The sequence below is a fragment of the Kribbella sp. NBC_00382 genome, assembly GCF_036067295.1.
Taxonomy (GTDB): Bacteria; Actinomycetota; Actinomycetes; order Propionibacteriales; family Kribbellaceae; genus Kribbella.
Genome location: NZ_CP107954.1, coordinates 4,604,209 through 4,623,637, shown reverse-complemented (window position 1 = coordinate 4,623,637; position 19,429 = coordinate 4,604,209). Strand labels below are relative to the sequence as shown.

The 19,429-nt window shown below is 66.5% G+C and carries 17 protein-coding genes; 7 read left to right on the top strand and 10 right to left on the bottom strand.

Annotated features, from left to right (window positions below):
* Positions 1 to 17: 17 nt before the first annotated feature.
* Positions 18 to 1,217 (top strand): hypothetical protein, encoded by a 1,200-nt coding sequence (locus OHA70_RS22390; RefSeq protein ID WP_328320684.1) that lies wholly within the window; start codon positions 18 to 20, stop codon positions 1,215 to 1,217.
* Between the two features lie 144 nt (positions 1,218 to 1,361).
* On the opposite strand, the gene OHA70_RS22385 is transcribed toward OHA70_RS22390, so the two are convergent.
* Both OHA70_RS22385 and OHA70_RS22380 read right to left on the bottom strand, forming a co-directional pair.
* Positions 1,362 to 2,501, bottom strand: a complete 1,140-nt coding sequence (locus OHA70_RS22385; protein WP_328320682.1) for a lipase family protein — start codon at positions 2,499 to 2,501, stop codon at positions 1,362 to 1,364.
* The gene (locus tag OHA70_RS22380; protein ID WP_328320680.1) at positions 2,498 to 3,220 is read right to left on the bottom strand and encodes a class I SAM-dependent methyltransferase; all 723 of its coding nucleotides are present in this window, start codon (positions 3,218 to 3,220) and stop codon (positions 2,498 to 2,500) included. The genes OHA70_RS22385 and OHA70_RS22380 overlap by 4 nt, the downstream gene beginning before the upstream one ends.
* An 81-nt stretch (positions 3,221 to 3,301) precedes the next feature.
* Between OHA70_RS22380 and OHA70_RS22375 the strand changes: the two genes are divergently transcribed.
* Both OHA70_RS22375 and OHA70_RS22370 read left to right on the top strand, forming a co-directional pair.
* Positions 3,302 to 4,012, top strand: coding sequence for a 3-keto-5-aminohexanoate cleavage protein (locus tag OHA70_RS22375; RefSeq protein ID WP_328320678.1), 711 nt, complete (start codon positions 3,302 to 3,304; stop codon positions 4,010 to 4,012).
* Complete coding sequence (locus tag OHA70_RS22370) at positions 4,009 to 4,836, top strand: NAD(P)H-binding protein (protein ID WP_328320676.1); 828 nt, start codon at positions 4,009 to 4,011, stop codon at positions 4,834 to 4,836. The genes OHA70_RS22375 and OHA70_RS22370 overlap by 4 nt, the downstream gene beginning before the upstream one ends.
* Here the strand turns inward: OHA70_RS22370 and OHA70_RS22365 are convergent.
* The 3 genes from OHA70_RS22365 to OHA70_RS22355 form a co-directional block, all read right to left on the bottom strand.
* Positions 4,833 to 5,063: a hypothetical protein gene (locus tag OHA70_RS22365; RefSeq protein ID WP_328320673.1), complete on the bottom strand. Its 231-nt coding sequence runs from the start codon at positions 5,061 to 5,063 to the stop codon at positions 4,833 to 4,835. The two genes, OHA70_RS22370 and OHA70_RS22365, sit on opposite strands and share 4 nt — an antisense overlap.
* Before the next feature lie 125 nt (positions 5,064 to 5,188).
* Complete coding sequence (locus tag OHA70_RS22360) at positions 5,189 to 5,713, bottom strand: isochorismatase family protein (protein ID WP_328320671.1); 525 nt, start codon at positions 5,711 to 5,713, stop codon at positions 5,189 to 5,191.
* Between the two features lie 11 nt (positions 5,714 to 5,724).
* Positions 5,725 to 10,521, bottom strand: coding sequence for a DUF2961 domain-containing protein (locus tag OHA70_RS22355; RefSeq protein ID WP_328320669.1), 4,797 nt, complete (start codon positions 10,519 to 10,521; stop codon positions 5,725 to 5,727).
* A 189-nt stretch (positions 10,522 to 10,710) separates the two neighbouring features.
* Between OHA70_RS22355 and gndA the strand changes: the two genes are divergently transcribed.
* From gndA to OHA70_RS22340, 3 genes are all read left to right on the top strand, one after another.
* Positions 10,711 to 12,150, top strand: a complete 1,440-nt coding sequence (gene gndA / locus OHA70_RS22350) for an NADP-dependent phosphogluconate dehydrogenase (RefSeq protein WP_328320667.1) — start codon at positions 10,711 to 10,713, stop codon at positions 12,148 to 12,150.
* A gap of 161 nt (positions 12,151 to 12,311) precedes the next feature.
* Positions 12,312 to 12,803 (top strand): DUF6319 family protein, encoded by a 492-nt coding sequence (locus OHA70_RS22345; RefSeq protein WP_328320665.1) that lies wholly within the window; start codon positions 12,312 to 12,314, stop codon positions 12,801 to 12,803.
* Positions 12,804 to 13,738: 935 nt separating this feature from the next.
* Positions 13,739 to 14,275 (top strand): DUF6817 domain-containing protein, encoded by a 537-nt coding sequence (locus tag OHA70_RS22340; protein ID WP_328320663.1) that lies wholly within the window; start codon positions 13,739 to 13,741, stop codon positions 14,273 to 14,275.
* 270 nt (positions 14,276 to 14,545) lie between these two features.
* Here the strand turns inward: OHA70_RS22340 and OHA70_RS22335 are convergent, their stop codons facing one another.
* A complete protein-coding gene (locus tag OHA70_RS22335; RefSeq protein WP_328320659.1) occupies positions 14,546 to 14,992 on the bottom strand; it encodes a hypothetical protein in 447 nt (148 codons plus the stop codon).
* A gap of 99 nt (positions 14,993 to 15,091) precedes the next feature.
* On the opposite strand from OHA70_RS22335, the gene OHA70_RS22330 reads away from it, so the two are divergent.
* Entirely contained in the window at positions 15,092 to 15,505 is a 414-nt protein-coding gene (locus tag OHA70_RS22330; protein WP_328320657.1) for a hypothetical protein, read from the top strand.
* 18 nt (positions 15,506 to 15,523) lie between these two features.
* On the opposite strand, the gene OHA70_RS22325 is transcribed toward OHA70_RS22330, so the two are convergent.
* From OHA70_RS22325 to OHA70_RS22310, 4 genes are read right to left on the bottom strand one after another with little or no spacing between them, the layout of a single operon-like run.
* The gene (locus OHA70_RS22325; protein WP_328320655.1) at positions 15,524 to 16,246 is read right to left on the bottom strand and encodes a PIG-L deacetylase family protein; all 723 of its coding nucleotides are present in this window, start codon (positions 16,244 to 16,246) and stop codon (positions 15,524 to 15,526) included.
* A 21-nt stretch (positions 16,247 to 16,267) separates the two neighbouring features.
* Positions 16,268 to 17,569, bottom strand: a complete 1,302-nt coding sequence (locus OHA70_RS22320) for a D-arabinono-1,4-lactone oxidase (RefSeq protein WP_328320653.1) — start codon at positions 17,567 to 17,569, stop codon at positions 16,268 to 16,270.
* Positions 17,566 to 18,720 (bottom strand): amino acid deaminase/aldolase, encoded by a 1,155-nt coding sequence (locus OHA70_RS22315; RefSeq protein WP_328320651.1) that lies wholly within the window; start codon positions 18,718 to 18,720, stop codon positions 17,566 to 17,568. Before OHA70_RS22315 ends, OHA70_RS22320 begins: the two co-directional genes overlap by 4 nt.
* Positions 18,721 to 18,763: 43 nt before the next feature.
* Positions 18,764 to 19,408: a hypothetical protein gene (locus OHA70_RS22310; RefSeq protein ID WP_328320649.1), complete on the bottom strand. Its 645-nt coding sequence runs from the start codon at positions 19,406 to 19,408 to the stop codon at positions 18,764 to 18,766.
* Positions 19,409 to 19,429: the final 21 nt, after the last annotated feature.

Here is a 19,429-nt window from a genome sequence, read left to right as displayed (position 1 = left end):
ACCGTGGTCCTGGACGTTTGACGAGATGGCTTGCGGCGGTTGCCTTGTGTCCGGTCGCTGTGTCGCTCACGGGCTGCCCGAGCTCGCCGGCCAGAAGCGATGTCCTGATCCACGTCGGTCTGGAGTATGCAGACCAGGAGGACGGGTTGACTCGGCCGGTCATCGGTGTCGTTCTGCAGGTCATGGCACATGGACCCGGAGTGCTGGCCGGCGAGAAAGAAGTGACCACAGGGACGACAGACGCCTCTGGTGGGTTCTCAGCGACGCTCCCGGCCCAAGAACCAGACCTGCGGTATTCGGTCCGCGTGAAGCTGGTCAACGACAGCGCCGAATGCTGCTCCGGCTGGGTGGTTCCAGGGATGAGATACCCCGATCTCACCGTCATTACCCTCGGGATGGATCAGGCGGACGGCATCGCGACCGAGAAGAAGGCCAGTGCTGGGCAGGTCGAATTCGCGCACACGTTCACGGGCGACACCGCATCAGCGTTCAACATTCTCGACGTCGTCCGCAACATGGCCACGTTTGTACGACGCCACGAACAGGACGTGAGCGACGACAAGATCGGTCGAGCGCGGATCGGCATCGACAAGAAGACATGGTTCGACCCGGTCGCGTACACAGTGGATTTCGTTCCCCGCACACGATGGCGCGACCGCGCCATTCGGCATGAGTACGGGCACTATGTCCAAGCCCAGATCGGCTCCCTGGCCTGGATCGCGAGTACGCATACAGGCTGTACACCGAAAGCACTGCACTCATTTGGAGGATTCGGGAACGGTCCCGGCTTCACAGATATCGCGACTGCCCGAAAGATGCATGCCTGGCTGGAAGGCTTCGCTGACTGGCTTGGCGATGCGGCATACGCAGACAATCCAGATCTCTACAGCCACGACAGCTCATTCGGGTCGCTTGAACAGGCATCGTGCGCGGAGTCGGGTCCCTGGCCGGAGGGCGATCGCTTCGAGAACCACGTCGCAGCGTTTCTATGGGATATGACGGACCCGTACTCCGCCGCCGAACCGGACGACGTCGACGGAGGCGCTCAGCAGATCTCCTCGATCATCACGGCCGTCGACACGGACCTCGACCGGCACAAGTGGCCCGAGGTTTTTGAGTTCTCTGTCCTCTACCTCTCGGCCGGAAGTCGATACCCCGCGAAAGACTCCGTCGCGAACGCAATGAGGAACAAGATCAGCACCATCGTGTTGAACTGAAACCAGGTCCTGCGGGTTCGGCGGGCGTGCGCGGGTGCACTGGAGCGACGGGCTCGGCCGAGAACGACTGGGGGTGGCGCCTCGCCCATAGGCGGCAGGCTCCGGGCGCCCAGCCGTTCCCGGTCGGTGGTTCGAACTTATCCGTCAGTGTTGGAAGCGTTGGGCGGCCCAGGCGAGAATCTCGGGCTTGGCGGCGCCCAGCAACCCGTTGTGGTCGATGCCTGGATAGATCCTGTACGTGAGGTCGTTGCCCTTGGCCCGTAGTTGGTCGGCGGTGAGCGTGGTGGCGGGGGCGTAGACAACGGTGTCGGCGGTGCCCTGGGCGAGGAAGATCGGGCGATCATGGTGTTTGATCGGGATCTCGGCGTCGGCGATGAGGAGGTCTACGAGCTGGTCGGCCTCGGCGGTGTCGACGGCGTACAGGTCCTGGCTCTTCTTGCCGGCTGCTAGTTGGGCGATAGACGTGTAGCAGTCGGTCTCAAGCGCCCTCTGATAGAGGGACTTCCCGAAAGACGTCAGGTAGCGGTCGGGGTTGAAGGTGTGCGGGTGGGAGGCCTTCGTGCCCGCCAGGATGAGGATGACGAAGGGGTTCGCCGGGGTGTCCGGAGTGAACGGGCGGACTGCGTCGAAGGTCAGCTGCCATTGGGAGATCGGCGCCGTGGAGATCGTGCCGCGGTAGTCGAGCTCCGGGGCGTACTTGTCCTCCAGAGTGCCGGCGAACAACACGGCCTGCGCGCCTTGCGACTGGCCCGATGCGATCCACTTGCGGCTTAGCGACTTGTCCGCCTGGCGACCAGCTCGGACGACGTCGATCGGGCCGTACGCCTCGGACTTGCCGTTCAGGTACGGGTGGGTGCCGGGCGTACCGAAGCCTTCGTAGTCGGAGGCGACGATCGCGTAGCCGGCGGCGAGCCAGCTGGTCAGGTAGTCGATGTCGCGTTGCGATCGGCCGCTGACTGAGTTCGCGCAGTTGTCGGCGATACCGACTGTGCCGTGCGCCCAGCTCAGTGCCGGCCAGCCGCCCTTGGGCGCCTTGCCTGGTGGCACGAACAGCGCACCCGATACGACAGTCGGCCGGCCGTCGAAGCCGGTCGAGGTGTAGTGGAGTCGTTGGGCTTTCGCCGAGCCGGGCAGCTTCAGGTCGTCGGGTAGCTGCTCGATCTTCACCACCTTGCCCGGCTTCGTGTGGGCGTCGGCGGTCGATGCCAGGCCGGTGACCAGTACTGCGGACAACAGGACGGCGCCGGCGATACGCGGCAGTCGTCGTCCGGATTCGGGATTCATTTCTTGCGACTTCCGATCAGCCAGGCCGAGGACGCGTAGGCGACGCCCTCGGCGGTGGGGACATCGGGGCCGAAGTACATGGGCTCGTCGATCGCCTCGAAGGATGGCTCGGCGAACCCGGCCGCCTTCAGGTCACGGGTGACCATCAACGGATCGGCCTGCGCGAACGGTCCTGGTGCACCAGGTGACGGCAGCTCTCGGCCGGCGGCAAGGGCCGTGGTGAGCGCCGTGAACCACTCGTTCTCAGCCGCGGATCGCCAACTGAGCAAGGCGAGTCGCCCACCCGGACGCATCGCGCGACCGAGGTTGGTGAAGGCGGCCACCTGGTCGGCGAAGAACATGCTCCCGGTCCGGCTGAGGACGACATCGAACTCGCCGTCCGGGAACGGGTAGACCTGTGCATCGGCCTGGAGGTACGCGACGTTCGTCAGCCCGGCGGCTGATTGCTCGGCAATCGCGAGCATCGGCGACGAGAGGTCGACGCCGAGCGCAGTACCGGAGCCCGCCAACCGTCCGGCGGCCTCGGTGACGCTGCCGGTTCCGCAGCCGAGGTCGAGCACCTGGTCGCCATCGCGAATGGCAGCCAAAGCCAACAGCGCGTCGTCATAGCGATGCAGTGCGTGCTCGAAGAGGTGGGCTTCTTCGGCCCAGAACACGCCCTCGGCGGTGTCCCAGGCCTGCAGTTGATCGGCGTTCGCCGGATCGATCTGGACAGTCATGCTGATTTCCTTTCCATCAGCACCCCAGTACGCCGGAAATCGGGTTCGGGATCACCCTTCTGTCTGGCACTGTGGTCGGCGATGGATGCGATCCTGAAGTGCTGCTTGAACGGCGACCGTTCGCGCGCCGATCACCCCGCTGTGCCGCTGACTCCTGCCGAGCTCGCTCAGGCCGCGTACGACGCTGCGAAGGCCGGCGCCGACGCGGTGCACTTCCACCCGCGTGATGCGGAGGGGCGGGAGAGCCTGCGGTGGTCCGATGTTGAGCCGGCCGTTGCCGCAGTACGGGAGTGGTGTCCTGAGCTGCCGCTCGGGGTGTCGACTCGGGAGGAGATCGAGCCGGACCTCGACACTCGCTTGGCTTTGCTCAGTGAATGGGATGCCGGGCCGGATTTCGCGAGCGTCAACTGGCACGAGGACGGTGCCGAGCAGATCGCGAGACTGCTGCTCGAGCGAGGGATCGGCGTCGAGGCGGGACTCTTCACGCCGGACGCGGCCCGGAAGTTCCTGAGCTGGCGCGGTCCGGTCGTCCGCGTGCTTGTCGAGGCAATACCTGGGATCTCGCCCGGTACGGACGGAATCGCGGCCGCCCAAGCCGTGCTCGACGTCCTGCCGGCCGGGGTCGAGCTGGTCGTCCATGGCGAAGGCGAGTGGGCTTGGCCGGTACTGGAGTGGGCGCGCTCCAAGGGCTACGGACTGCGCGCCGGCTTCGAGGACATGCTCACCGGCCCCGCCGGACAGCACGTCACTAACAACGGAGAACTGATCACCTACCTGAGGGGAATCCGATGACGATCCTGGTAACCGGCGCGACGGGCAATGCGGGCGGAGCGGTCGTGCGGGCACTGTCCGCGAAGGGCATCCCGGCGAAGGCGCTCGTGCGCAAGCAGGTGGAATTGCCCGCCGGTGTCGAGGCAGTGGTCGGCGATCTCAACCAGCCGGACACCTTCGTCGACGCGCTCGACGGGGTCAGCGGACTGTTCCTGCTCAGTGGGTACGAGCGGATGAACGAGTTGCTGGCGAACGCAGTACAGGCCGGTGTACGCCGTGCCGCCCTGCTGTCGAGCAGCTCGATCGTCGGAACGCGGACGGACAACGCGATCGCGCAGTACCACGCCGATGCAGAGGCGGCCGTCGAGCAGTCGGGGCTGGAGTGGACGTTCCTGCGGCCGAACGCGTTCATGTCGAACACACTCCGCTGGCTCCCTCAACTCAAAGCGGGCGACGTGGTCCGGTTGCAGTTCCCCGACGTACCGATCTCGACGATCCACCCGGACGACATCGCCGACGTGGCGGTCGCCGCGCTGACGACGGATGGGCATGCGGGAGCGGCGTACCGGCTGAGTGGTCCGGTGGCGCTGAGGCCGGCCGAGCAGCTGGCGATCGTGGCCGAGGCGATCGGGCGGCCCTTGCAGGCGTACGAGTTGAGTGCGGACGAGACGCATGACGAGTTGTATGCGTCGATGCCGGCGCAGTACGCGGAAGCGATCGAGTCGTTCTATCGCGACGGGATCATCGACGAGACGACCGTGACGGACACCGTCGAGCGGGTGCGCGGACATGCCCCGCGAACCCTTCAGGAGTGGTCGCGGGAGAACGCCGAGCTGTTCGGTTAGGCCCCGACGCGGTCGAGAGAGCGGACGGTGACCTCGTAGCCGAGGTTGACCACCAGGGCGAGCGCGACGCCGGTACAGCGATGGCACCAGCGCGCCTCGTGGTTGGGCCAGCGCGCGATCACGTCGGCGTCGTGACCGTGGCATTCGGCGCAGTCGTCTCTGGAGTGCGGGTAGTGCGCAGCGGAAGGGGCGGAGCTCTCGGCACCAAGCGTGGCCGGCTTCGTCATACCCCTAGCGTGCTCTTACTTTCGCTGCGCACGCAAACATTCAGCTCGAGTTTCCCGTTCGCCCGCCTGAAGTTCACTCAACGTAACCAGTCGCTACTTTTGGTGAGAACGCTGGGCCTCGACCCTCACACGCCTAGGGCTGCTACGTACTCCGAACCGGTGCAGGCTGTGCCAAATTTGGGGAAGATGTAGGAGATGGCGAAGTCGTGGGCGGTGGCGTCGAGGCCGGTCATCGCGTCGGTGAGGTAGACGGTGTCGTAGCCGTGTTCGTCGGCGGCTCGGCCGGTGGATTCGACGCCGAAGTTGGTGGCGATGCCGGCCAGGGCAACGGTCTTGATGCCGCGTTCGCGGAGTACGTCGTCGAGGCCGGTCTGGTGGAAGGCGCCGACTGTGCGCTTGACGATCTCCACGTCGCCTGGCTCGGAGGTGAGTGCGAAACCGCTGCCTTCTGGCTGGACGTCAACGCCGGGGCGGTCGACCCGGACGTTGACAACCAATCCGCCGACCGACCTCGTTGCCTTGGCGAGCGCTTCGCAGCGCTCGAGGACCTCCGGCCCGGTCAACGGCGCCGTGTCGAGCGCGATGATCCGTGGCATCAGGTCGATCAGGACCAACGCCGTCGTACGGGGTTCCAGTTCAAGTGTGCTCACAGCTTCGGACTTTATGACATCGAGGCGGCCAGGCTGTCGGCGAAGGCGGTGTCCTTCTCGGTGGCGGAGAAGCCGAAGCGCCAGGTGCCGCCGTCGTACCCTCCGGGAGCCCACGCGCGACCGCCGGGCTGCCAGAGGGGTTGCCAGGCGATGGCTGCGTTGGCTGGGTCGTACCAATGATTGTCGGCTGACCAGGCCGAGCCTGCCTTGTACGCCGATACGACGCTCAGCCCCGGACTCGTCGCCATCGACCACTTCGGGAGGCCGGGGTAGTCGCCATTGCGGGCGAAGCCGGCCGGATCGCCTTGATCGGCGAGCGCGGAGTCGACGTTGAAGGACACCTCCCAGAGCGGCGCTGTCGGCTGGGTGACCAACCATCGCAGGCTCGTGTCGAAGGTTTTGGCTTTGAAGTCGAAGGCCCAGTCGACGGTGATCTGCTCATCGCCGAGAGGGATGCCTTTGAGGTTGAGCGTGCCGTCGTGTTGCTCCACCTGCGCCGCCGCACCGGTGAGATCGGTCGCTCCGAAGTTGCCGACCCCGAGATAGGGCGCGGTCGCCCGCGACGACGAATCCAGAGCGGGCTTGTACTCCGCCTGTCCCGCCGGGTCGACCTCCAGCGCGCTCAGTACCGCCCGCGGACTCGTCTGCACGGTGGCTCGGTAGTACTTCGTACTGACCACCATCCCCTTGGTGACCTGCGTCTTGCTGAAGTCGAGCGGCGCGACGAACAGCCCACCCTTGCCCCAGCCGGCACCAGTCACGTACCAGGTGGATCCGTCCTGCACGATCTCCGCCGCATGCGACTGGATCGTCCCGACGAGCTGATCGATCGTGAAGTGCAGCGGATCCTTGCTCTTGTAGACCTTTGTCGACTCGTAGCCGCCATCGCAGCAGGCGAAGAGGTACCAGTCCTTGCCGCGCTGCACGACAAACGGCGACTCGGTCGGCCCACCGAACGTTCCGGCCTGCGGGTGCTGGAATGCGATCTGCCTGGCGCCCCAGTGCTTCAGGTCGGTACTGGTGCGGTAGGCAACGATGTGATTGCCGCCGCTCGGCGTCGAGTTGGCCGTGTAGTACATCACCCACTGGTTGCCGACCTTCTGCACCATCGGGTCACGCCCGTCGAAGCCGTCGGTGAACAGCGGGTTCGCCGGGTTCTTCGCCCAGTGCACGAGATCGGTCGATGTCGCCAACGACAGCCGGTACGCCGTATGGTCGGCCGTCCCACCGGAGTAGAACATGTAGTAGGTGCCTTGGTCGTACATCACATACGGCGCCCAGATATGGCTCTCACCTAGTGTTGGGTCAGCGAACAACGCCGGCGGCTGTTTGGTCCACGGACCGGTCGGCGACGGCGCGGTCGCATGGCCGAAGCTCTTCTCGTCGAGTGGGTCGGCGGGCTCCGCGTGGGTGATCGCGTAGACGTGCCAGGTGCCGGTCTTGCGATCCTGGACCATCGTGTGGTCGTTGTAGTACCACGGGCTGGACTCCCCGACACTCGGGTCGTAGACCTTCACGAACTTGCCCGCAGCCACTACTTTCTCTGTCTTGCTGAAGGGCTCGGTCTTGATCACGGAGAGCTCCAGGTCGAGGAGGTCGAGGCCCGCGAGGTAACCAGTCGCGGCTGGGTTCTTGCCGGTCAGTGTGAGTCCTAGCTGATGCTTGCCCTCCGCAAGTTGTTTGGTGCCGAGATCGACCTTTGCCGTGCTGACACCGGTTGCGGCGTACCCGTCGAAGGTGGCTACTTTGGCTCCGTCGACGCTGAGGTCGACGATTCCGTAGTCGGCGGCCTTGGTCAGCACGGTCGACAGGGTGTAGTTGCCGGCCGTCGGGACGGTGAAGGGCAGGACCGCCCGGTCACCCGCCTTCGCGCCGTGGATCCAGAGTTGCGCACCTCCAGACCAGCTGACCCCACAGCAGTTGCCCTGGGGATCGACCGGCACCGTGGCCTCGTCGGCCGGGAGCATGAACTCGCCTTCGATCCGGATCGTGCTGCCCGAGGTTGCCTGTACTTTCGCGGACTTCGGACCCTTGTTGCCGGCCAGGTCGACCGCCTCGACGCGATACGTCCACGTCTCCTCAAGGCCGATCCCCTTGTCCAGGAAGCCGGGCACCCGACTCGTGCCGACCAGCTTCTCGACTGCTCCCTTCTTCGCGGCATAGATGTTGTACTTCGCGATGCCGCTGTCGTCGGCCGGCTCGGTCCAGCTGAGTGCGATCGCGTTGTCGGCGCGGCTCGTGGCGGCGAGGTTCTGCACCTGGCTGGGGGCGCGGCGGTCGGCGTACGGGATGACCTCGGACTGGACTACGTAGGTTGCTGCTGTCCAGTTCGTTGTCGGCCTTAGTACGATCGTCAGCTTGGTGCGCCCGGAGGTGATTGCTGCGGGCAACTGGTAGTTGTCGTCCAGCCAGCGTTGTTTGGGATTGCCGAGGGCTTGGGACCAGGTGCCGATTTCCTTGCCGTCGACAAAGACCTTGGCCGATTGGCCGGGTGTGTTCTGGTCGCTGGTGCGGCGTAGCGTTACGCCGCGGTTGATCGGGTCGATCTTGGCGTTGAAGCGGATCGGGGTTGTGCTGGTGCGGACCTGGTCGGTGATGACGAGGTCGTCGTGGTCGCCTTCGTAGACGCTGGTGAGGTCGACTTGGGTCGCGGCGCTGTCGGCGTATTGGTGCTGCTGGCGGCTCTGCGAGTCGCCGACGTCCAGTCGGTCCGTTTCCCGGGCACCGAATCGCGCTGCGGAGTACAGGAAGGCTGTTGAGCCGTAGATCGCTGGGACGTCGTCCTGCTGGCCGTGTTCGATGCCGAAGGTCAGCTGGTTCTGGAAGCCGATCGAGTCGGTGATGTGCAAGCGGAATGCGCTGTCGCACTCGTTCTTGCACTCACCTGCCTGGACCTCGTGGCCCGAGTTGCCGTGGAAGGGCGTGGAGTAGGTGCCTTGGTTGAAGTACCAGCCGGACTCGTAGTAGTCCTCGGTGCCGGTGCCATGGATGGCCGGTGTGCGCTCGCCGTCGACGTAGACGCGCTCGTCGCCTTCGAGGTAGCCGCGAGTGTTGCCGTCCGATTGCAGGCCTTCCATCGTGTGCGAGACTCCGACGAACTTGCCGCGACCGGTGGTGTCCGCGATCAGCCAGTCGCTGCCCATGGCCGGCTGCGCTTTCTTGGAGATTGCGGTGAAGTAGCCGGTCTTGCCGGTGAGGAGATCGACTGCTTTCTCGGCGTTGCGTGCTGAGGTGACTTCCGCTTGACCTGCGGAGAGCTTGTACTGAGAGGTGTTGACGAGGGTGACGGTGGCTCGGGCGAGGTACGGCATCGGCCACCAGGACTGGTACCAGCCGTTGGGGTCCATGGCGAAGAAGAGGGAGCGGACGTCGTTCTCGCCCAGGCCGGAGCCGAAGAATTCGCCGAGCGGGCCGTCGACGCGCTTCTTGCCGTCTACGGTGACCTGCACCCGTACGGCGGACAGGAGGGCGTCCGAGGGTTTGACGCGTTCGCCGTCGGCGGGCGTGGCGGCGTACGGCATCGAATGGGAGCCTTCCCAGTTCTGCTGGGTGATCTGGTAACCGTGGGCCTGCTCGTCGACGATATGTTGCGGGCCGACGTCGAGGGTGTCGGTGCGCTTGGTCGTGGTGCCGACCGTCGAGTCTGCCCAGTAGGTGAACTCGTTGAAGTCGAGGTCGGACGAGATGAACTCGTTGCGGATCTCGATCTGGGTCTTGCCTGCGGTGACGCTCGCCGGAAGCTCCACTGTTTGATCGGCCCATTGGGCGCCCTTGGCCGGCAACGGGGTCCACTCACCAGACTGGACGCCGTCGACGAATACCTTGGCTCGCTGGTTGCCGATTCGCAGGTCCATCCGGCGGGTCAGTTTGACGCCGGTGTTGGCCGGGTCGATCTTCAGCGTGAACTTGCTGCCGCCGAGGAAGGCACGGCCGTCGTCGGCGAAGGTCTTCAGATCGAGTCCGACAATCTGCGGCAGCTTCAGTCTCAGTGCGCTGATCTCGCCGGGACCGTGGGTGTCGGCGAGCGTGATTTGCTTGCCGGGGGCAAGGTTGATCGCGGTCTTCGTGGTCCTGGCCTGCGGCTGGGCCGGCTTGGGGTCCTTGGTGCCGGACGCCTTGAGCAGCGCGACGACGTCCTCCGCTTTATCGGTCGGGTCGAAGGTCTGTACGCCGGTCGCGTCGGGGAACTCGCGGTAGTCGACGTGGTAGAAGAGCGGGTTGTTCTGGACGGTCACCCGCATCGACTTCTTGTAGGGCATGGGGACTCGGATGTAGACGCCGCCGCTGGTCTCGAGCGCATTGGCGACAAGCGGGTAGACGAACGGCGAGCCCAGTTTGCCGTCGACGACGTCCTGCAGGCTCGCGTCGAGCACCTTCTTGCCGTCCGCCTCGACGGTGATGGTGCCGGTCTTGCGGACGTCGCCCTCGTCGCGGGTGAACCAGATCGAGGCGATCTCGCCGGGGCCGTCGTCCTCGGCGATCACGCAGCCCTCGGCAGTCGTCTTGAGGCAGGAGTAGGTGCCGTCGAAGCCGTCGTTGTTGGTGCCGTCGCGGCCGAAGCTGGAGAACTGCTTGGTACGGACGCCGGTCTGCAGCTCGGGGAGGCGGTCGAGGTGGCGGTAGACGTCCCAGCCGACGGGGCCGTTGTCGCTGCTGGTGCCGGTGCCGCTGCCGGTGCCTTTGCCGGTGCCGCTGCTGTTGCTTGGCGCGGGGGCGTACGTAGTACCGGCGGCTGTTTGGATGGTGGCCGGCAGGACGAGAACCACGCCGAGAAGGGCGGCCAGGGCGCGTCCGAGTGAGCTGGTCATGGGCGGACCTCACGATCTGGGAAATCGATTTCTCAGAGGTCTACCACCGAACCGGAGCGGTTGAGAAGGGCTCATGGGGAATGGGAACCGCGTTCCAGCAGTTGGCCACCCGATGGACGACCTGGTTGCTCGTGGCAGCAGACTGGTCTCGCACTCAGACTTCCAGCACTCACCCGCAGGAGAGACCCAATGAGTACTGCTCCAGCCCAGATCGCCGTCACCGGGCTCGCGGTGATGGGCCGCAACCTGGCCCGGAACCTGGCCCGCAACGGCTTCCGCGTCGCCGTCCACAACCGGTCCCAGGGCCGTACCGACGCGCTGATCAAGGAGTTCGGCCACGAGGGTGAGTTCACCCCGGCCGCCGACCTGTCCGAGCTGGTCGCGTCGCTGGAGCAGCCGCGCAAGATCATCATCATGGTCAAGGCGGGCGAGCCCACCGACGCGGTGATCGACGAGCTCGTCCCGCTGCTCGACGAGGGCGACATCGTGATCGACGCCGGCAATGCGCACTTCGCCGACACCCGCCGGCGCGAGGACGCCCTGAAGGCCAAGGGGCTGCACTTCGTCGGCGCCGGCGTCTCCGGTGGCGAGGAGGGCGCACTGAACGGCCCGAGCATCATGCCGGGCGGTTCGGTCGAGTCGTACGAGTCGCTCGGACCGATCCTGACCAAGATCTCGGCGCACGTGAACGGCGAGCCGTGCTGCGTGCACGTCGGGCCGGACGGCGCCGGTCACTTCGTCAAGATGCTGCACAACGGCATCGAGTACGCCGACATGCAGCTGATCGCGGAGGCGTACGACCTGCTGCGTAGCGTGCTCGGACTGAGCGCGCCGGAGATCGCTGACGTGTTCCGCGAGTGGAACACCGGCGACCTGGAGTCGTTCCTGATCGAGATCACGGCGGAGGTACTGAGCCAGGTCGACGAGTCGACCGGTGGGCCGTTCGTCGACATCGTGCTCGACCAGGCTGAGCAGAAGGGCACGGGGCGCTGGACCGTACAGGTCGCTTTGGATCTGGGGATTCCGGTGAGCGGGATGGCCGAGGCGGTGTTTGCTCGGTCGTTGTCCGGCGATGTTGTGCGCCGGGAGGCGGCGGCCGGAGTGCTGGCTGGGCCTGCGGACGGTTCGGTTTCTGTTGACCGGGACGCGTTTATCGATGATGTGCGGCACGCGCTGTACTCGTCGAAGCTGGTTGCTTATGCGCAGGGGTTCGACGCGATCCGGGCCGCTTCGGATCAGTACGAGTGGAACATCGACCTTGGCGCGATGGCGACGATCTGGCGGGGTGGGTGCATCATCCGGGCACGCTTCCTGGACCGGATCAAGGAGGCGTACGACCGGGACGCGGCGCTGCCGTCGCTGCTGGTCGACGACTACTTCAAGGAAGCCGTTGTGAGCGGGCAGGACGCTTGGCGCCGGGTGGTCGCTACTGCGGCCACCGCTGGGGTGCCGGCTCCTGGGTTCTCTGCTGCGCTGTCGTACTACGACGGGCTGCGGGCGGAGCGGCTGCCTGCTTCGTTGATCCAGGGGTTGCGGGATCTGTTCGGGGCGCACACGTATCACCGGGTCGACCGGGAGGGTGCTTTCCACCTCGACTGGTCGGGTGACCGCAAGGAGCACTCGGCCTGATGGCTTTACGCCTGGCTCGGCCCTTGGGTTGAGCCAGGCTGTGCGGCGTGGCTGTTATGCGGCGTGGCGATTGGCGCTGGGGGTCGAACGTATGTTCTAATAAGCTCTCAGCGCCAGCCCGCTTCGGCGGGGACATGTCACCCAGGGAGATCGCCGCAACGATGACTGTAGACACCTTCGCAGCAGAAGCACAGACCGACGCCGTCGACACTCCCGACTCGGCGCTGGACTCTTCAACTGCTCTTGATTCGACCACCGAGGCTCCGGCTGCGGATGCTTCTGTCGAGAGCCCGGCCACCTCCGACGGCGCCGACGCCTCCTCCTCGGCGCCGGTCGCCGAGAAGCCGAAGAAGGCTCCCGCCAAGAAGGCGGCGCCGAAGAAGACCAAGACCCTCGAGCTCACCCTGACCGTCACCGGCACCGCCGACGGCGAGTGGAAGGCCGAGCTCAAGCAGGGCAACAGCTACATCGCCAAGAACCTCCTGGTCGCGGCCGCCGCCGTCTCGCGCGCAGCCAAAGAGCTCCACGAAGACCTCTCGGGCCCCATCGACGAGGTCATCGACGCCGCCCGCGAGCAGCAAGCCGCCAAGGTCGCAGCCCTCGAGGCCGAGCTCGAAGCAGCCCGCAAGGCCCTCGCCGAGCTGGACGACTAGCACCAGTTGATTTCCTGCCGGCTCATCACCAGCAGGCGCTACCCGTCACCCCTACCGGCTCGCCCCGGGTGGGGGTGACGGGTACAACTCAGCAACTTTCCGGCACGGGGTACTCCCCCACGCCGGCCCGACGGGCGGACCGCGAACGGCGGGGACGGCTGACGTCTTGCGTAGGTAATTCCGCGCCGGCGCTACGCTCGCTCCTTCGTCGCTCACACGGCGCTTAGCTCCCACCCGCCCCGGGCGCAGCCTCCTTCGTCGCCTGCTTGTCGAGTACAAGCTGGTTGTCGCGGATGCTCGTTCCCATGGCAACGACGGATGGCTGGCGCGGGTGATGTCTGGCGCAGGAGGCCGCTGCCGTCGAGTTCCGGGGGAAGTGGATGGCTTGCCGTGAGCCGGCCGAGTCGGTTGACCGTTCGGGCTGGAGGCCAAGGCGGCTGACCGGCAGTACGAGGCCGGTCTGGAGTGGGCTCGCATCAGGCGACGGAGTTCCCGACCGGGGGTTGAGGGCGTGGGGTGTCGCGTTGGTGAGTGCCTGGAGTGCTCGCGGCTGATGAAGTGCGTGGGGTGCTCGCGGCTGATGAAGGCCGCGGGGTGCTGGCGGCTGGTGAAGGTCGTGGGGTTGCTTCAGCGGTCGAGAGGTGGGCCGTAGTAGGTGGTTGGTGGGGTGTTGTGGTGGGGGAATTGACTCGCCTGGTGGTTGGTACCTTCCCTGTGCTGATCGTCGGGTGGTTTCTCCAGGGACTGCATCAGAGGCGTCCGATGCGGGTTGCTGGGGAAGGTGTTGAGGTGGTGCCGGGTCGGTTGACTGTGGTGGAACGCAGTGTGGCCGATCCGGCACGCCGCCCTGGGGAGCGAAGGCGGGGTGGGCGTCGTACCTTGTTTGCCTGGGCCGGTCCTGTTGGGCCCTGACCGCTCCGAACAGAAGGGGTCAGATGAGCACATTCCAAGACCTGGGATCGTTGCTGCTCGTGCGTGGTGCCGATGAGCTGGAGCACGCGGGTGGCACGTTGTACGTGCATCTGCATCGGGTCGCCAAGCGGCTCGGCTCGCTCGGGAGTTCCGAGACGCTGGTGCTGGCCGGGCTGGCGCATGCGGCGTACGGGACGGACGGGTTCCCGACGCACTTGTTCGACTGGCACGAAGAACGGCCGGTGCTCGAGGCGGTGATCGGGCCGGAGGCGGAGCAACTCGTTTACCGGTACGGCTCCTGCGAGCGCGAGACGACCTGGCGCGATCTCGCCGAGCACAGCACGGTGACGGATCGCTTCACCGGTACGTCGGAGGAGCTGACGTCGGCCGAGCTGCGCGACTTCATCGACCTCACCATCGTCAACGAGCTGGACGTTCTCGACCACGCGCCGGACCTCAAGCCCAAGCTCCACGCGTTCCTCACCGAACAGATCCCGCGCTGGCAGTCCCTCGCCTCTCCCGCAGTACTGGCCGACGCCCACCGCGCACTGGCTCTCTGACCCGCTCAGGTCGAACACCGATGGTGGGCTCGAACACCATCCGGTGACCTTGAACACGTTATTTCCTGTTCAAGGTCACCATTCCCTGTTCGAGGTCACCGCTTCATGAGCGAGGTCGCCACTTCTGCACCAGCACCAGATCTGTGTGCCGGAGGACAGGTAGTAGTTGGCGGCAAGTAGTGCGGTTGAGCGTGCCGTGGGGTTCGTGTACGGCGTCTCGGGGTGCACTACCTGTCGAGCGGGACACCGCCGCGGGCCGTGGGTGGCGGGTCAGCTTAGGGAGGAGGCGCGGATGGTGGTGATCGTGAGGGCCAGCAGCGTGGCGGAAAGAGTCACCGCCGCGCAGAGCCAGAGCGGCAGGCTGGCGATGAGGACGGTGGCGGTGAAGGTGAGCGGGCCTACGTAGAAGCCGGCCAGCCGTGGGTGGTTCTTGATCCAGCGCAGCGCCAGAGGAATCGGCATGCCGATCGGTGCGAGGAGCAGACCTGCCGCCAAGGCGACCTGCCAGCCGCGAGCGTTGAGGACCAAGGCGCAGATCAACAGCCAGCAGAACGGCGCGAAGGCCAGCAGCCACCAAGGCGGCTGCCAGAGGTCCGCCGTGTAAGACGTGTCCGCCGTGTAAGACGAGTCCGCCATGGACGACGAGTCGGCCAAGGACGACGAGTCGGCCATGGACGACGGGTCGGCCGGGTTCTGGGCAGAATCTTCCGCTGTCACGCCCATCGCCCCCTCTGTCGACTGGGCCCGACGGTTCGAGTCTGGCACCACCTGCAGGGATTGCTGGAAAACGGCCCGTTGCCGACGCATGATCGGAATATGGCCCGCTACGAAGTGATCGCCCGCGCCACCATCGACCGAAGCCAGCCCACGTCCGCCTACTTCACCCTGGCCATGCTGTCCGGCCGCCTCGACAAAGGCATGCACCTGCGCCGGATCGAGGACCTTCCCGACGGCAAGGTCGCGCTCGTCCTGCAGCACAACTTCAGCCCGCGGAAGCAGGACGAGGCCGCGCTGATGGCGAACCGGACGCTCGCCCAGCTCGGCATCCCGGCCAGCCAGGTCCAGCAGGTCGATCTGCTCCGCCTGTCCCGCAAGGGCCGTACGCTCGTCCGCTCCTGGGTCGGCCCCGGCAACCCGCCCGGTCCCGACCTCAGTGGCGACCGTGAACCCCGCAAACCATTGCCCACACCGCCGCACTTGAAAGCCTCACTCGATCTCCCCAACGACTGACGCAGGACGTGCCGGCCGTCAGGGCGTGAACACCTCGAAGGCTGCCGCGTACGTAGTACCGAGTCGTGTGCCGTGGGCGCGGCTGATCCCTTCGAGGAACTCGGCGGGGTCGAAGTGTGGCCAGTTGAGCCCGTCGATGTAGGCCTTGTGTGCCTTCAGCGAGTCGACGCCGACGTCGAAGGTGTCGGTGGTGTCGACGGCGTGCTTGCTCTTGGGTGAGCCACCAGCCCACACCTGCCGTACGCCGCCCCAGCGCTCACCCTCGTCGGGGAAGATCCACCGGTTCGCGGCATCACGGACCGCGTCGAGCGTGGCCTTGCCGGTGTTGATGTGGTCGGCCTGGTTCAGCATCGCGTCGCCGTCCCAGGTGTCCCAGAAGTTGTTCGTGATCACGATCTCCGGCTGGTACTTCCGGATCACCCCCGCGATCAGCCGGCGCAGCGCGACGCTGTACTCGATCGTGCCGTCGGGCTGGCCGAGGAACTCGACCACCGAGACGCCGACGATCCGCGCCGACTCGATCTGCTCGGCCTCCCGCAGCGGGCCGCTCTCAGCCGGCGCGATGCCGTCGATGCCCGCCTCACCCGAGGTGAGCAGGACGTAGACGATCTCCTTGCCCTGCCCGGTCCAGCGCGCGATCGCGGCGGCGGCGCCGAACTCGAGATCGTCGGGGTGGGCGACGACCGCGAGGGCCTTGGTCCAGTCCTCGGGCAATGCTTCCAGCGGTTCCGGCGCAGTCATGGGAGAAGGCTACGGAAAACCTCAGGATCCGAACACCTGGCGGGTGTAAGGGTTCGCGAACGTACGCTGCGGATCCAGCCGGTCGCGGACGGCGAGGAAGTCGTCGAACCGCGGGTACCGCGCGCGGAAGTCGGCGGCCTCGAGCGTGTGCAGCTTGCCCCAGTGCGGCCGGCCGCCGAACGCTCCGACGATCTGCTCGAAGGCGTCGAAGTACTTGTCGTGCGCGAGCCGGTGGTACTGATGGATCGCGATGTACCCGGTGTCGCGCCCGTACGCCGTCGACAGCCAGATGTCGTCGGCGGCCGCGACCCGGACCTCGATCGGGAACGGCAGCCGCTCCCCCGACCGCTCGATCCACGCCCGCAACTGCTGCACGACCTCGACCAGGTGCTCGCGCGGTACGGCGTACTCCGACTCGCGGAACACCACGTTCCGCTCCGAACAGAACACCTTGTACGACGAGTCGACGTACTCCCGGGCCGACAGCGCCCGCGACGCGAGCTGGTTGATCCGCGGCACCAGCCCAGGCCGCCGTACCGAGAGCCGATTGGTCCATTCGAAGACGCGGTTGGACAGCAACTCGTCGTCGACCCAGCCACGCACCTTGCCGACCGGGGACGCCCCGACGCCGGGACCGACCCGGTTGTTGCGTTTGGTCAGCGCGACGTCGGTGTGCGGGAACCAGTAGAACTCGAAGTGATCGTTGCCATCGGCAAGCTCATCGAAGCCACCCAGTACTTCGCCGAGCGGCAGCGGCATCTCCTGCGCGCGGAGCAGGAAGGCCGGCACCGTCTGGAGAGTCAGCGCAGTGATCACGCCGAGCGCGCCGACCGAGACCCGCGCGGCGTTGAAGACGTCCGGATTCTCTTCAGCCGAGCAGTGCAGCACCGACCCATCGGCCGTGACGAGTTCGAGCCCGACGACCTGCGTCGCGATGCCACCGAGCTTCGCGCCGGTGCCGTGGGTGCCGGTGGAGATCGCGCCGGAGATGGTCTGCTTGTCGATGTCGCCGAGGTTCGCCATCGCCAGGTCGAACGACGCAAGGCCGGCGTTCAGCTTCGCCAGCCCGGTCCCCGCTCCTAGCGTCACGCGGCCGGAGGCCTGGTCGGCGCTGGTGATCGAGGACAGACCGTCGAGCCGGACCATCACCTGCTCAGGTACCGAGCAGCCCGTGAACGAGTGGCCGGAGCCGACCGCCTTGAGCTGCTTGCCCTGCTCGGCCGCCGTCTTGACCATCGCCGCGACCTCGTCGACCGACGACGGCCGGAGGATCTCCACGCCGGTCGCCGACTCGGTGCCCGACCAGTTCCGCCAGGTGCTCATCCGAAGTTCTTCCCCTCACCCCGGTACGACACGAGCTCGGTCAGCTCGTTGCCGTCGATCGCATGCAGTACGTCGAATCGTTCCAGCATCTCGCCTGCCTTGGCGTAGCGCATCCAGACCCGGTCACCGATCCGCAGCCCGCGCGCGTTCTCACCCACGACCGGCGTCTGGACCTCCCCCGCGCCTTCGGTCCCGAGCAGGCTCAGTCCGAGCGGCCAGCTCGGCGAGGGCTGACGCGATTTCTTGGTCGGGCCGGACGCGATGTAGCCGCCGCCGAACAGGGTCGCGATCCGCGGCGTCGGGCGACGGACCACCCCGAGCGCGTAGGCGACGGCATGCTCCGGCTGGAACACGTCGTACTTGTCGAAGAGCGTGGGTCCGTAGAGGCCGGAGCCCGCGGTGACCTCGGTGACGGACGGGTCGGCACTGCTGACCTCGATGCTGCCGGTACCACCGGAGTTCACCATCCGCAGTGGCGCGACCTGCTTCACGGCGTCGACCACCAGGCCGCGGCGGTCCGAGAGCTCATTCGCTGACAGCTTCTTGACCAGGCGTACGGCGGGTGAGGTGTCGGGCAGCCCGGCGATCTGGGCCTCGTAGAACATCACGCCGACCAGCTCGAAGGACTCGTCGGCGACCACCCGGCGAGCCAGGTCCATCACCTGCTCCGGCGTACGCAGCGGGGACCGGCGTACGCCGAGGTGCTGGCCGAAGATCCGCAGCGAGGCGTCGACGTCGAGGCAGACCTGGATCCGTTCGCCGCCACCGGTGACCGACTTGATGTAGGCGAGCTGCTCGAAGTCGTCGACCATCAACGTGATCCGCGACGCCAGCTCGGCATCGCCGGCCAGCTCCCGCAGCGCGGCCCGGTGCACGGTCGGATAGCCCATCAGGATGTCGTCGACGCCGTCCTGCGCCAGCCAGATCGCCTCCGGCAGCGAGTAGCTCATCACGCCGTGGAACCCGGGCCGGTCGAGCGCAGCCTTGATGAGCGCCCGGGAGCGCACGGATTTGGACGCCACGCGGATCGGCGTACCGGCCGCGCGGCGGACCAGGTCGTCCGCGTTGCGGCGGAACGCGGCCAGGTCGACCACCGCGAACGGCGGCTCCAGCTCAGCCGTCAGCCGCGTATATCTGTCGAAGTCAGCCATGTCAGGAGTTTAGATCCAAAAAATACTGAAAGGTAGTACATCTTTAGGGCAAATCGATCACAGCCTGCAGCGCCGGTACGACGGACCGCGCCCAGGCGGCCTGGTTGCCGGGTGTTGCCGTGGATTGAGCCAGTAAGGCCACGGTAGAGCCCTTGAGGGTGGAAACCTCGACAAACGCCTCGGCTTCTTCGTAGGAACGCACCGACGCGACCGCATCCGGGGCTGACCAGAGCTGCTTGACCTGGAGGTTGCCCTTGTCGCCGCAGGCTGTCATGCGGGCCTGGTAGCCGGTGTAGTACCCCGAAGCGCGGGCGGCGTCGGCGAAGCGTAGTACGAGGACTGTGGCGGACTTGCCGGCCGCAGTGCGGTAGGAGCCCTGTAGTGCGTGCTTCGGGACCGGCAGGGAGCTGGTGGGGAGCGGGTGGCCGCAGCCGACGGGCAGTGCCTCGTAGGCGGCCTGCTGGGGTGCACGGCTGCGGGTCCAGGTCTCGTTGCCCACGAAGCCCGCCTCGGAGCCACCGGGATCGGTGTAGGTCTTCCAGCCCTTACCAAGCTTGGCGGGGGCCGGGAGGTTCCTGGACGAGACAGGACCGGCCGCTGCGGGTGGAGGCGCAGTTGCCTGCTCCGGGAGGGCAGGCGGCTCTGCTGCGTTGGTGGGCGGGGTTGTGTTCAGCGTGTTGGTCGGCACCGGCACCGTGCCGCCAGCCGC

Coding starts and splice junctions, on each gene's coding strand:
- OHA70_RS22355 (WP_328320669.1), bottom strand. CDS start 10,521: ATGACCAGCTCACTCGGACGCGCCCTGGCCGCCCTTCTCGGCGTGGTT.
- OHA70_RS22370 (WP_328320676.1), top strand. CDS start 4,009: ATGACGATCCTGGTAACCGGCGCGACGGGCAATGCGGGCGGAGCGGTC.
- OHA70_RS22330 (WP_328320657.1), top strand. CDS start 15,092: ATGGCCCGCTACGAAGTGATCGCCCGCGCCACCATCGACCGAAGCCAG.
- gndA (WP_328320667.1), top strand. CDS start 10,711: ATGAGTACTGCTCCAGCCCAGATCGCCGTCACCGGGCTCGCGGTGATG.
- OHA70_RS22365 (WP_328320673.1), bottom strand. CDS start 5,063: ATGACGAAGCCGGCCACGCTTGGTGCCGAGAGCTCCGCCCCTTCCGCT.
- OHA70_RS22380 (WP_328320680.1), bottom strand. CDS start 3,220: ATGACTGTCCAGATCGATCCGGCGAACGCCGATCAACTGCAGGCCTGG.
- OHA70_RS22315 (WP_328320651.1), bottom strand. CDS start 18,720: ATGGCTGACTTCGACAGATATACGCGGCTGACGGCTGAGCTGGAGCCG.
- OHA70_RS22320 (WP_328320653.1), bottom strand. CDS start 17,569: ATGAGCACCTGGCGGAACTGGTCGGGCACCGAGTCGGCGACCGGCGTG.
- OHA70_RS22385 (WP_328320682.1), bottom strand. CDS start 2,501: ATGAATCCCGAATCCGGACGACGACTGCCGCGTATCGCCGGCGCCGTC.
- OHA70_RS22325 (WP_328320655.1), bottom strand. CDS start 16,246: ATGACTGCGCCGGAACCGCTGGAAGCATTGCCCGAGGACTGGACCAAG.
- OHA70_RS22340 (WP_328320663.1), top strand. CDS start 13,739: ATGAGCACATTCCAAGACCTGGGATCGTTGCTGCTCGTGCGTGGTGCC.
- OHA70_RS22375 (WP_328320678.1), top strand. CDS start 3,302: ATGGATGCGATCCTGAAGTGCTGCTTGAACGGCGACCGTTCGCGCGCC.
- OHA70_RS22345 (WP_328320665.1), top strand. CDS start 12,312: ATGACTGTAGACACCTTCGCAGCAGAAGCACAGACCGACGCCGTCGAC.